This window comes from Flavobacterium tegetincola DSM 22377 (assembly GCF_000425485.1).
GTDB classification, from domain to species: Bacteria; Bacteroidota; Bacteroidia; order Flavobacteriales; family Flavobacteriaceae; genus Flavobacterium; species Flavobacterium tegetincola.
The window spans coordinates 104,177-117,328 of sequence record NZ_AUDN01000022.1 but is presented as its reverse complement, the minus strand read 5'-3'; the positions used below and the strand labels follow the sequence as shown (position 1 = coordinate 117,328).

The 13,152-nt window shown below is 36.0% G+C and carries 9 protein-coding genes; 2 read left to right on the top strand and 7 right to left on the bottom strand.

What is annotated here, in order from left to right:
- Positions 1-5 precede the first annotated feature (5 nt).
- The 4 genes from H602_RS0105910 to H602_RS0105895 all read right to left on the bottom strand — a co-directional run bounded on the left by H602_RS0105910 (position 6) and on the right by H602_RS0105895 (position 6,405).
- Positions 6-533, bottom strand: a complete 528-nt coding sequence (locus H602_RS0105910; RefSeq protein ID WP_026977187.1) for a DUF3341 domain-containing protein — start codon at positions 531-533, stop codon at positions 6-8.
- On the bottom strand, positions 526-1,929 hold the full coding sequence (gene nrfD, locus H602_RS0105905; RefSeq protein ID WP_026977186.1) for an NrfD/PsrC family molybdoenzyme membrane anchor subunit: 1,404 nt from the start codon (positions 1,927-1,929) through the stop codon (positions 526-528). The genes H602_RS0105910 and nrfD overlap by 8 nt, the downstream gene beginning before the upstream one ends.
- Before the next feature lie 40 nt (positions 1,930-1,969).
- Positions 1,970-5,041 carry a TAT-variant-translocated molybdopterin oxidoreductase gene (locus H602_RS0105900; protein WP_026977185.1) on the bottom strand — a complete coding sequence of 1,024 codons (3,072 nt, stop codon included), beginning with the start codon at positions 5,039-5,041 and terminating at the stop codon, positions 1,970-1,972.
- 83 nt (positions 5,042-5,124) lie between these two features.
- On the bottom strand, positions 5,125-6,405 hold the full coding sequence (locus H602_RS0105895; RefSeq protein ID WP_026977184.1) for a c-type cytochrome: 1,281 nt from the start codon (positions 6,403-6,405) through the stop codon (positions 5,125-5,127).
- A 221-nt stretch (positions 6,406-6,626) separates the two neighbouring features.
- On the opposite strand from H602_RS0105895, the gene H602_RS0105890 reads away from it, so the two are divergent.
- Positions 6,627-7,016: an SPOR domain-containing protein gene (locus H602_RS0105890; protein WP_026977183.1), complete on the top strand. Its 390-nt coding sequence runs from the start codon at positions 6,627-6,629 to the stop codon at positions 7,014-7,016.
- Between the two features lie 69 nt (positions 7,017-7,085).
- Here H602_RS0105890 and infB read toward each other — a convergent pair whose 3' ends face one another.
- From infB to rimP, 3 genes are read right to left on the bottom strand one after another with little or no spacing between them, the layout of a single operon-like run.
- Positions 7,086-10,031, bottom strand: a complete 2,946-nt coding sequence (infB, locus tag H602_RS0105885) for a translation initiation factor IF-2 (protein WP_026977182.1) — start codon at positions 10,029-10,031, stop codon at positions 7,086-7,088.
- 57 nt (positions 10,032-10,088) lie between these two features.
- Positions 10,089-11,333: a transcription termination factor NusA gene (nusA, locus tag H602_RS0105880; RefSeq protein ID WP_026977181.1), complete on the bottom strand. Its 1,245-nt coding sequence runs from the start codon at positions 11,331-11,333 to the stop codon at positions 10,089-10,091.
- 4 nt (positions 11,334-11,337) lie between these two features.
- Positions 11,338-11,805, bottom strand: a complete 468-nt coding sequence (gene rimP, locus H602_RS0105875; protein ID WP_026977180.1) for a ribosome assembly cofactor RimP — start codon at positions 11,803-11,805, stop codon at positions 11,338-11,340.
- Positions 11,806-11,978: 173 nt separating this feature from the next.
- On the opposite strand from rimP, the gene H602_RS0105870 reads away from it, so the two are divergent.
- Entirely contained in the window at positions 11,979-12,803 is an 825-nt protein-coding gene (locus H602_RS0105870) for a universal stress protein (protein WP_026977179.1), read from the top strand.
- Positions 12,804-13,152 lie beyond the last annotated feature (349 nt).

Below are 13,152 nucleotides of genomic sequence, written 5' to 3'. Positions count from 1 at the left end.
TACTATTAATGCTTTTCAATTACTTTAACTTCTACCGCTCCTGTATTCTGAAAGAAAGCGATTAACTCTTCCTCATTATTATTAACAGATACCTCCATCAAAAAATGATCATCTGTTGTTCTAACGTCTGGATTTTCAGCTTGTTTAAACGGCCACAATCTACTTCTCATATAAAATGTGATAACCATTAAGTGAGCTGCAAAAAATACAGTCATTTCAAACATAATTGGCACAAATGACGGCATATTTTCGATGTAGCTAAAACTTGGCTTTCCACCAATGTCCATCGGCCAATCTTGTATCATGATGAAATTCATCATCCAAGTTGCAAACGACAAACCAATTAATCCATAAATGAATGAACATATTGCCAAACGCGTTGGTGCTAATCCCATTGCTTTATCCAAACCGTGAACAGGAAATGGAGTAAAAACTTCTTCTATGTGATGATGAGCTGCACGAGTTTGCTTTACAGCATCCATCAAAATGTCATCATCATTATAAATAGCGTATATAACTTTATTACTACTCATGGTGTGAATGTTTATTTTCTTCTCTTAATTTTTTATAATTTTCTCCAGATGATTTCAAAATCGTTTTCACCTCTGCTTGTGCAATCACTGGGAAAGAACGTGCGTAAAGTAAGAATAATACGAAGAAGAATCCAATAGTTCCTATAAATGTTCCGATATCAACAAAAGTTGGTGAGAACATTGTCCATGAAGATGGCAAGTAATCTCTGTGCAATGAAGTAACGATAATTACAAAACGCTCAAACCACATTCCGATATTTACTACAATAGAAATAACGAATGAAAACATGATACTTGTTCTTAATTTCTTGAACCACATAAATTGCGGAGAGAAAACATTACACGTCATCATTGACCAGTAAGCCCACCAGTAAGGTCCCGTTGCTCTATTCAAAAATGCATACTGCTCATACTCTACTCCAGAATACCAAGCCACAAACAATTCAGTAATATAGGCTACACCTACTATCGAACCTGTAATCATGATTACAATATTCATCAATTCGATATGTTGTACTGTAATATATGCTTCAAGGTGAGAAACTTTTCTCATAATGATCAACAAGGTATTTACCATTGCAAATCCAGAGAAAACCGCTCCCGCCACAAAGTACGGAGGGAAAATTGTAGTATGCCAACCAGGAATTACAGATGTTGCAAAATCGAATGATACAATGGTGTGCACCGAAAGTACCAATGGAGTTGCTAAACCTGCAAGCACCAAAGAAACTTCTTCAAAACGTTGCCAATCTTTAGCTCTACCGCTCCATCCAAAACTTAAGATAGAATACACTCTTTTTGTAAAAGGAGTAATTGCTCTATCTCTTAGCATTGCAAAATCAGGCAGCAAACCTGTCCACCAGAAAACTAATGATACAGAAAGGTACGTCGAAATCGCGAATACATCCCAAAGTAAAGGTGAGTTAAAGTTGACCCATAATGAACCGAACTGATTTGGAATTGGCAATACCCAATACGCTAACCATGGACGACCCATGTGAATAATTGGAAATAAACCTGCTTGTACTACAGAGAAAATGGTCATTGCTTCCGCAGAGCGGTTAATTGCCATTCTCCATTTTTGACGGAAAAGTAAAAGTACGGCAGAAATCAAAGTTCCTGCGTGACCAATACCTACCCACCAAACGAAATTGGTAATATCCCAAGCCCATCCGACTGTTTTGTTTAATCCCCATGTTCCAATACCTGTAGAGATGGTATAAATAATGCAGCCTAGTCCCCAAAGGAAGGCTATAAGTGCGATTGAAAATACAATCCACCATTGCTTGTTTGCTCTACCTTCAACAGGTGCAGCTACATCTACTGTTATATCGTGATAAGATTTATCACCTATAATCAAAGGTTTTCTAATGGGTGCTTCGTAGTGAGACGACATAATCCTTTATATTGTTACTGATTAATTAATTTTTTTGATACTAAGTATTTCTAACCTTAACGTGATACTGTACATTAGGCTTTGTACCTACATGCTCTAATAAATGATACATTCTATCATCTTCAAGCAGTTTTGCTACCTTACTTTCTTTATCGTTAACATCTCCAAAAACCATAGCGCCAGAAGAACATGCTGCTGAACAAGCTGTTTGGAATTCGCCGTCTTTGATCATACGTCCTTCACGTTTAGCAGCAAGAATAGTAGATTGTGTCATTTGAATACACATTGAACATTTCTCCATTACTCCTCTTGAACGAACATTCACATCTGGATTTAAAACCATACGGCCTAAATCATCATTCATGTGGTAATCAAACTCGTTATTTTTATTATATAAGAACCAATTGAAACGACGTACTTTATACGGACAGTTGTTTGCACAATATCTTGTACCAACACATCTGTTATACGCCATATGATTCTGACCTTGTCTACTGTGTGAAGTTGCTGCAACAGGACATACTGTTTCACACGGTGCGTGATTACAGTGTTGACACATTACCGGCTGAAATGCTACTTGAGGATTATCTGAGGCATGTTCCATTTCTCCAAAACCACCTAAAGATCCTTTATCACCAAATAATCCGTCAAAATCATCTTTCTTCTTGTTATCACCTTCAAAAGTAGTTTCAGAAGAGTAATATCTATCAATACGCAACCAGTGCATATCTCTACTTCGTCTAATTTCAGACTTACCAACAACGGGAACATTATTTTCTGCGTGACATGCAATTACACAAGCTCCACAACCAGTACATGCATTTAGATCTACTGATAAGTTGAAATGGTGACCTACAGAACTATCAAATGAGGTCCATAAATCTACTTCAACTGCTTTTACCGGATTGTGATCTAACGATACCATCGGCTGCAAATTCCAATCTTTAGCATCTTTAGTATTAAAAATCTCTAAAGTAGTTTCCTTAATGATATCTCCACGACCCATCAACGTCTTTTGCAATTGAACGCATGCAAACTCGTGATCTCCTGCCGTTTTTTCAATCGTTACCGACTGAACATTATTAAAGTTTTTATATAAACCGTAAGCATTAACACCTACCTGCATTTCTTCTTTCAGCGCTGCCTTCTTTCCATAACCAAAAGCTAAACCAACAGTACCAACTGCTTGACCTGGCTGAATGATCACTGGAACATTTTCCAATTTCATTCCGTCTACAGTCAATGTAACGTAACTACCATTTAATCCACCATTTGCAACATTATAATTAACTAAACCAAGTTGACTAGATTCTGCATCCGCTTTAGAAATAGTTAAATAATTATCCCAAGAAACTCTTGTAATCGGATCTGGAAATTCTTGCAACCATGGATTGTTTGCTTGCTGACCATCACCTAAACCTGTTTTCGTATATAATACCAATTCCATCGCAACTTTAGCAGCCGATTGAGATAATGCACTAGCTGCACTTCCAAAATCCGCCGAAGCTGTGGTAACTTGAGCACCCATCCCTGCAATTACACCGTCATGAACCACTTTATTCCAACTTGACCCAACGGTATACATTGCTGAATTTGATTTCAAATAATCGTAATACGATGTTTTATTCCCAGTCCACTCCAATAAAATTTCTTGAAGTTGTTTTGTTTGCTTGAACAATGGATTAATCGTAGGCTGTGTTAAAGCATAAGAGCCTTTCACTAGCGCTAAATCATTCCAAGACTCTAAATAATGTGTTGTACCTAATGCAATTGTAGAAGCTAAAGCCGTTTCATCTTCCTTTAAAGAAACTGATACAGAAAGTTTAGCTTTTTTCAAACCATCCGCAAAACTCTTCGCATTTGGCAATGAATAAGCAGGATTCACTCCACTTATTATAACTGTATGAACAGCACCCGCATTTAAATCAGCTAAAAACTGAGTCATCATCTCATTAGAACCTTTTCTAATTTGACGAATTCCAGCACCGATAAATGCTTCACTATTTAAAGCACTATTAATGGCTAATACCAATAACTGTGCATTTTTATCTTCGATTCCTGAAACCAAAAGTCCTTTCGAACCAGAAGCTTTTAGCTGTTGAGCCGCTTTTGAAACTTCAGCCTCAAATTGCTTATCTAATGCAATTGCAACGTTCCCACCAGAGATCACATTATACATGTGAACTAAAGCCATTTTTTGTTGCGCAACTGTCATCGCCACTCGTTTATCAGCAGCAGCACCAGCAAGTGTCATATTAGACTCAAACTGAAAATGCTTAGACATTTTACCATTTTTAGGTACACGTCCTTTCGCATATCCAGAATCGTAGCTTCCACCTTGCCAATCTCCTAGAAAATCAGCTCCGATACCTACAATTGTTTCTGCTTTTGAAAAGTCGTAATCCACTAATCCTCTTTCTCCGTAAGCAGTTTGGAACGCATCCAAAGCCGCAGATGAAGAAACTGCATCGTATATTACATGCTTTGCAGTTGGATTACTAGCTATAAATTCACCTACTAATTTTTCAGTGGATGGACTTGCCAGGGTATTTGTTAGTAAAACTACTTGCTTACCTTCCGCTTTCGCTTCTGCTAAACTCTCTTTTACTTTAGTATTAACAGTACTCCAAGATGCATTTTTACCTTGCATTTTTGGTTCTTTCAAACGCATACTATCATATAAAGATAATATGGACGCATGAACTCTAGCGTTAGCAGCATATTGAGCTCCTTCTAAAGTATTGTTTTCAATTTTAATAGGACGACCTTCTCTTGTTTTTACTAAAAGATTTGCAAAATCAAAACCATCAAACATCGAAGTTGCATAATAATCTGCAACACCAGGTATGATTTGCTCAGGCTGAACTACATAAGGAATAGATTTGATAACTGGACCTTCACATGCTACAAGCGATGCAGCGGCTGTGCTGAATCCAACGTACTTTAAGAAATCACGACGCGTGGTTGAAGACGCTGCTAAAGTTGACTCATCTCCTAAAAATTCATCTGTAGGGATCGCTTCAACAAATTCGTTATTTCTTAACGTCTCAACAATAGAGCTATTTTCGTTTAGCTCCTCAACACTTTTCCAGTATTTTTTGTTTGATGACATCTTATATAAATATTAGCTTCTTAATTATTTTACTTTTTTTGACAAATTGTCTGCCGATTAATTACTAGGTAAGTAATCCGACTTTAGTAGTGGCATTTTCCACATTCTATACCACCCATTTCTGCAGCAGTTAGCTTGTCTTTACCGTATTTTTTTGCCAACTCTGCGTGAATATTTTCATAGTAAGCATTGCCTTCCATTTTCACATTTGTCTCGCGGTGACAATTTATACACCATCCCATTGTAAGTGGAGCAAACTGTTTCATTATTTCATAACCTTCAACAGGTCCGTGACATTTTTGACATTCAATTCCACCAACCGTTACGTGTTGTGAGTGATTGAAATACACGTGGTCAGGTAAGTTATGTATTCTAACCCATTTAACAGGCTTCGTTTTTCCAGTATACATTTGTTTTTCTTTATCCCACCCTACAGCATCATATAGTTTTTGAATTTCTGCAGTGTAAAATTCTTTTGTGTACTCCACATAAGTAGAATCTTTATCCCCTGAAAATTCAGATACACTTTTGTGACAGTTCATACAAACATTCAACGAAGGAATCCCTGAATGCTTACTTGTTCTAGCAGATGAGTGACAGTATTTACAATCAATACCGTTCTCACCAGCGTGAATTTTGTGTGAATAATGAATAGGTTGCAAAGGAGCATAATCTTGATCAACACCAACTTGCATTAAAAAGCCATATACAACCCAAGCTCCAGAAAGCAGCAAAAAGATTGCAGTAACCAATACTAAAAATTGATTTTTTGCGTATGCTTTCCAAATTGGTAATGTTTTTTCTTTCGCAAGAACTTCCATTCCATTTGCTTTGGCTATTTTATTTAGAACACTGCTTACAAGAAACAACATAATAACCAAAATACCCATCACAAGCGCTAAAGCACCTAAGATGACAACATTTGAAATTCCTGAATCAGAAGAAGCACCTGCTTGTGAACCAGCTCCAACCTCTGGAGCAGTTGCCACTGGTAAAGGCTCAGAAGTATAAGCCAAGATATTGTCTATATCAGCGTCAGAAAATTGAGGGTAAGAAGGCATAATCGCCTTATTATTCTCCTCAAAAAGCTTCACTGCGGCAGCATCTCCAGATTTAACCATCGCCTGACTGTTTTTAACCCACGATTTCAACCAGTCATTACTATGACGTTCAGAAATGTTTCTTAAAGCAGGACCGGTCATTTTAGCATCAAGCTTATGACAAGCAGCACAATTTGCATTAAATAATGCTTTACCAGCTGCAGCATCGTCTTGTGAATAGGATGAAGCAGTAAATGTTAGCATAAAAGCTAAACTTAACAGTACAATTCTAGAAATCGAATTATGGTTACCCACGTTTTTCATATTTAAAAATGATTATCGACTAATTATGATATGATTTTATTCCGGTTTGAATTTGGTATAAAACCCTATAAGGTCATTTATATTTTGCACAAAAATACGACTTATGTGCTATTTACAAAACCTTAAATATCTCTTAATTCTTAATTTATAAGGATTCTAAATAAATTTATGTTTTCAGTTTCAAACCAATAGTAGTACATTTGTTTAAAATACATCATGTTATGAAAAAAATCACGCTTAAAAGACCTTTAATTCTTTTAATTTTAACCACTTTTTTAACGATTAATGCAGTAGCACAAAGTAATAAAGTTACTGTTTCTCAAGATCCTAAATTTGAGCAGTTATTGAATGAAAAGCGCAAAATTAATCTCTCAATGGCTACAAATGAGGGATATAAAATCCAAATTTACAATGGCGACAGTGAAAACTCTAAACGCGAGCTAGGACGCTTCAAAAATGATTTTAACAACTTGGATGCCACAATTATTTTTAGCACGCCCTATTATAAAGTTTGGGTAGGTAATTTTAAATCGAAGATTGATGCACAACGCCACCTCATAGAAATTCAAAAGAAGTATTCCAATTCAATCATTATCAAACCAAACAACTAGAAATTAAAAAGCATAAAAAAACCGATAATCAATGACTATCGGTTTTTTTTATGCTTTAAAATGACTTTATTACTTCAATTTTTTCTTTACAGCTACTTCTTGGAATGATTCAATTATATCATAAGGTTCAATATCATTGTAACCTTTAATTTGCATACCACAGTCGTACCCTTTAGAAACTTCTTTTACATCGTCTTTAAAACGTTTCAATGCAATCAATTCACCAGTGTGAATCACTACACCTTCACGAATCAATCGGATTCTAGATGAACGTAATATTTTACCATCCGTTACCATACAACCTGCAATAGATCCCACTTTCGATATTTTGAAAATTTCTCTGATTTCTGCAGTTCCTGAAATCTCTTCTTTCATCTCCGGAGACAACATGCCTTCCATTGCATCTTTCAAGTCGTCAATAGCATCGTAAATAATAGAGTAATTACGGATATCAATTTCTTCTTTATCGGCAAGTTGTCTTGCGTTTCCTGCAGGACGAACATTAAATCCGATGATAATTGCATCCGATGCAGAAGCCAACATAACGTCTGTTTCTGTAATTGCACCTACACCTTTATGAATAATATTAATTTGAATTTCTTCAGTAGACAATTTAGAGAACGAATCAGATAATGCTTCAACAGAACCATCCACGTCACCTTTCAAGATAATATTCAATTCTTTAAACTGACCTAATGCAATACGTCTTCCAATTTCTGCAAGCGTAATGTGTCTTTGTGTTCTAACAGATTGCTCACGCATCAACTGTGTACGTTTTGCAGCAATTTGTTTCGCTTCACGCTCATCGTTATACACTGTAAATTTATCTCCAGCCGTTGCAGCTCCATCTAAACCTAATACTGAAACCGGTGTTGACGGTCCTGCACTCATAATAACTTTTCCACGTTCATCATGCATTGCCTTGATTTTACCGTGGTGTTTACCAGCCAACATGTAATCTCCAACATTCAATGTTCCGTTTTGAACCAAGATGGTAGAAACGTATCCTTTTCCTTTATCCAAGAACGCCTCAACTACAGTTCCTGCAGATAAACGATTTGGATTTGCTTTCAATTCTAAAATTTCAGCTTCAAGTAATACTTTCTCTAATAATTCTTTCACACCTGTTCCTACTTTTGCAGAAATATCATGCGATTGAATTTTTCCACCCCAATCTTCAACAAGTAAATTCATACCTGCTAAACGTTCTTTAATTTTCTCTGGGTTTGCGTTTGGCTTATCAATTTTATTAATTGCAAATATAATTGGAACGCCAGCGGCTTGTGCGTGACTGATTGCTTCTTTAGTAGTTGGCATGATGTCATCATCAGCTGCAACTACAATAATAGCGATATCTGTAACTTGAGCACCACGCGCTCTCATCGCTGTAAACGCTTCGTGACCTGGTGTATCTAAAAATGCAATTTTTTGACCGTTATCCAATGTTACTCCGTATGCACCAATATGCTGCGTAATTCCCCCTGACTCTCCAGCAATAACATTCTCTTTTCTAATGTAATCTAGTAAAGATGTTTTACCGTGATCCACGTGACCCATTACAGTTACAATAGGAGCTCTAGATTCTAATTCTTCGTCCTTATCAATAATTACTTCTAAACCTTCTTCAAGTTCAGTTGTAATAAATTCTACTTCGTAACCAAATTCATCAGCTACAATCGTTAATGTTTCCGCGTCAAGACGTTGGTTCATGGTTACCATGATTCCAAGTGACATACACGTTCCAATCACTTTAGTAATTGGCACATCCATCATGATTGCAATTTCACCTACTGTTACAAACTCAGTAACTTTAATCGTTTTACTTCCTTCATCAAGAGCTCTTTGCTCATCATCAGATTTCTGACGGTGCGTATCTCTCTTATCTCTTCTGTATTTCGCTGCTTTAGATTTACCACCTTTACCTTGTAGTTTCTCTAAAGTCTCACGAATTTGATTTTTAACTTCTTCCTCTGTCGGCTCTACTTTAGCAGTAATTGCTGGACGATTTCCTTTTACAAAACCGGGTCTAGAACTTCTATTTGCCGCAGAACCTGGAGCATTGGGAACAATCTTATTCGGATTTGGTCCGCTTCCTGGAGGTCTTGGCGTAGCAGGTTTCGTAGGAATCCTTTTACGTTTATTTTTATTAGCTGCTGCATTTGCAGCCGCGTTCATACCAGGTTTATTAGGCGTGATTTTTGGCTCTTCTTTTTTCTTTTTAGGCTTGTCAAATTGCGACAAATCAATGGTCTTACCTGTAAAGGTAGTACCTGAAAGCTGCACATATTTAGTAGTTACAGGCTCATCTTCCGCTTTTGCTTCTGGAGCTGCCTCAGCTGCTTTTACTACTTCCGCTGCCTCTTCTTCCTTCACTGGAGCATCTGCAACCTTCTTGATCGTCAGTTTTGGAATCTCAGCTTTAAAAATTTCAGCTTTTGGCGTTTCAACAGTTTTCGCTTCCACTTTTGGAGTTTCCGCTTTTGGAGTTTCAACTTTAGGAGCTTCTACTTTTTTCTCTTCCTTTTTAACGTCCTGCACTTTTGCCACAGGCTCCGCTTTGTCTTTTTCAACCACGGGAGCTGCTGGTGCAACTTCAGGTTTATTCTCAACTGGCTTTTCAGCAGGAGGAGCAGCTGGTGTCGATTTCTTAGGATTAAGATCGATGGAACCCACTTTTTTCAAACCTACAACGTTCGCTTTTGCTTTGATGACTTCATTTTGCTTTTGACGCTCTTCATCAAGTTTACGCTTGTCTTCAATTTCTTTTTCGCGCTCCAATCGCAAAGCTTCTTTTTCTTTTCGCTTTTCTTCACTAACTTCTAATGAAGCCTCTTTTTTCCCCTTATCGCCAGCAAATTGATTTTGCAGGATATTAAATTCCGCATCAGAAATTTTCGCGTTTGGGTTTGCATCAATGGCAATACCTTTATCCTTAAGATAATCAACCGCTCTTTCTAACGAAATATTAAATTCCCTTAAAACCTTATTAATTCTTATTACTCTCTCTTCAGACATAAAAAACTTTTATTATAACTCTTTTTTGTTGTGTTGTTCTAGGGAAAAAACCCCTATTTAGCTATTAAACTCATCATTTAATATTTTCATTACATCCTGAATAGTTTCCTCTTCAAGATCTGTTCTTCTTACTAAATCATTCACATCTTGCTTCAAGATGCTTCTTGCGGTATCTAAACCTATTTTAGCAAATTCCTCAATTACCCACGCTTCAATTTCATCCGAAAATTCTGTCAACTCTACATCATCTTCTTCTTCGGCTACATTACCTTCTCTGATAACATCGAGTTCGTAACCTGTCAATTGTCCCGCTAACTTTATATTATGTCCCCCACGACCAATTGCTTTTGAAACTTCTTCCAATTTCAAGAACACTTCGGCACGTTTATTTTCCTCATCAATTTTGATAGAAGAAATTTTTGCTGGACTTAACGCTCTTGTAATGTACAACTGAGTGTTGGTTGTATAATTAATAACGTCAATATTTTCATTACCCAATTCACGTACAATTCCGTGGATACGAGAACCTTTCATTCCCACACATGCTCCAACAGGATCAATACGATCGTCGTAAGAATCCACTGCTACTTTTGCTTTTTCACCTGGAATTCGAACTACATTTTTAACTAAAATCAAACCGTCAAAAACTTCCGGAATTTCTTGTTCAAACAACTTCTCTAAAAACTTCTCTGAAGTTCTAGACATAATAATTTGAGGCTTATTTCCTTTCAATTCAACGCTTTCAATAATTCCACGTACATTATCTCCCTTTCGGAAAAAATCAGATGGAATTTGTTTTTCTTTAGGCAAAACGATTTCGTTACCTTCATCGTCTACTAAAATTACAACTCTTGGTCGCACATGATGTACTTCCGCAGTGTAAATATCACCAACTAAATCTTTAAATTGCTTGTAAAGATTGGTATTATCGTGCTCATGAATCTTAGAAATTAAGTTTTGGCGTAAAGCCAAAATTGCTCTTCTTCCTAAATCTATTAATTTTACTTCTTCAGAAACTTCTTCTCCAATTTCAAAATCGGGTTCGATTTTTCTAGCATCCGTTAAGGTAATTTCGAGGTGGTCCAAATCCAAATCATCGTCAGCAACGATTACTCTTCTCTGCCAGATTTCCATATCTCCTTTGTCTGGATTGATAATGATATCAAAATTATCATCTGATCCAAATTTCTTTTTCAATGCATTTCTAAACACATCTTCTAAAATTGCCATAAGCGTTACACGATCAATGAGTTTGTCGTCTTTAAACTCTGAAAATGATTCGATTAATGCTATATTCTCCATATAATTAAAATATTATTGTAACGATTGCTTCTTTAATCTCATTGTAAGGAATTTCTTTCCTTTTCTGAACGGTTTCTTTCCCTTTTCCAACTTTTTTCGGCTCCCTAGCTTCCCAAGACAAGACAATTTGTTCATCTGTAGCTTCGTCCAATTTAGCTTCAATTGTAGTTCCTTCTTGCAATTTTACAATTAACATTCGACCTACATTCTTTTTGTATTGACGCACCAATTTCAAGGGTGATCCAACTCCAACAGAAGCTACTTCAAGTGAAAAATCTAATTCTTCCCGATCTAAATTCTGATCTATTGAGCGACTGACGTCAATGCAGTCCTGCAATTGCACACCATTGTCTCCGTCCAAAGTTACGATAATTTTGTTTGAATCCGTTATGGTTAAATCAATCAAAAATACCGACGGCTTCTGCTCAAGACCTTCGTTTAATAAATCTACTACTTTTTCTTTAAATGTCATAATTTTATAAAAAGAGGGAAGCATTGCTTCCCTCATTATCCAACTTTAAATAAATAACGGTGCAAATATAGTGATTTTTTTATAAATGAAAAATCATTGTGTCATCTAAAAAAAATTCCTACCTTTAAATTATCAAAAACAATCTATTCAATTAAACCTTTTTAACATTATTTATGAAAAGAATATTAGTACCCACCGACTTTTCCGAACATGCAAGATACGCTGCTAAAGTAGCTGCGCAAATAGCTCGAAAAAATAACGCTGAAATCTATTTACTTAATTTACTTGACTTACCATCTCACATGAATGATGCCATAAATAATGGCGTTAATATTCCAGAAGTAATGTTATACTTGGCAAAAACGAAGGAACGCCTTGAAGATTTAATGGAAGAATCCTTTTTTGACGGATTGACTGTGTATGCAGATGCACGCTTAGAACGCGCATTTGAAGGAATTGTGACTTACAGTAAAGAAAAAAATTCTGATCTAATTGTCATGGGATCTCATGGTGCTTCTGGATTTCAAGAAATGTTTATTGGTTCTAATACAGAAAAGGTAGTGCGTTCATCAGATATTCCTGTGATCATCATAAAAAGTGAAATGGAAGATTTCAATATTGACAAATTTGTATTTGCTTCTGACTTTTCTGAGGAAATTAAAAAGCCATTTCAAAAATTGGTAGAATTTGCAAACATGTTTGAAGCTAAACTTGATTTAGTAATGATTAACACGCCTAATAGTTTTAAAACAAATGATGTTGCAGAACACATAATGCAAAATTTTGTAAGCGGATTCCCTTTACAAAATTACAGCTTACACATTTACAATGATTCAAATATCGAAAGAGGCATCATCAATTACGCCAATAAAAGCAACTCGGATTTAATTGGGATTGCAACACATGGCAGAACTGGTTTGGCACACTTTTTCAACGGTAGCGTAAGCGAGGACATCGTAAATCACGCGATCAAACCCGTAATTACATTTAGAATTTAAACGAATCCGCAACAATTTCAAGATTAAACTTAGATCTTTCAGGACTTGCAATTGTAGTTTATATAAAAAGGAGTATTATCTGAAAAGGTTTTACTCCTTTTTCATTTTACAATCTTGAATAAGACTTACTAAATCAAGATTACCAAAATAATTTAAAACACGACACGAAGAAGCATCTTCCGACTACTTAAATTAAAATAGCAATCCAATACTACTTACAATTAACTAAACCGTATATTCTAAGCGTCATAAATCACGCACAGCCTAATTACCCAGCTTTCCTCCAAATGCATTTTACCAAAACGACGTAGTATTCAAAATAAAACCTTTTTCAATTGAAATGCATCAG

Bases quoted from the DNA above. Each gene is read 5' to 3' on its own strand.
- H602_RS0105910 (WP_026977187.1), bottom strand. From the start codon at position 533: ATGAGTAGTAATAAAGTTATATACGCTATTTATAATGATGATGACATT.
- nrfD (WP_026977186.1), bottom strand. From the start codon at position 1,929: ATGTCGTCTCACTACGAAGCACCCATTAGAAAACCTTTGATTATAGGT.
- H602_RS0105900 (WP_026977185.1), bottom strand. From the start codon at position 5,041: ATGTCATCAAACAAAAAATACTGGAAAAGTGTTGAGGAGCTAAACGAA.
- H602_RS0105895 (WP_026977184.1), bottom strand. From the start codon at position 6,405: ATGAAAAACGTGGGTAACCATAATTCGATTTCTAGAATTGTACTGTTA.
- H602_RS0105890 (WP_026977183.1), top strand. From the start codon at position 6,627: ATGAAAAAAATCACGCTTAAAAGACCTTTAATTCTTTTAATTTTAACC.
- infB (WP_026977182.1), bottom strand. From the start codon at position 10,031: ATGTCTGAAGAGAGAGTAATAAGAATTAATAAGGTTTTAAGGGAATTT.
- nusA (WP_026977181.1), bottom strand. From the start codon at position 11,333: ATGGAGAATATAGCATTAATCGAATCATTTTCAGAGTTTAAAGACGAC.
- rimP (WP_026977180.1), bottom strand. From the start codon at position 11,805: ATGACATTTAAAGAAAAAGTAGTAGATTTATTAAACGAAGGTCTTGAG.
- H602_RS0105870 (WP_026977179.1), top strand. From the start codon at position 11,979: ATGAAAAGAATATTAGTACCCACCGACTTTTCCGAACATGCAAGATAC.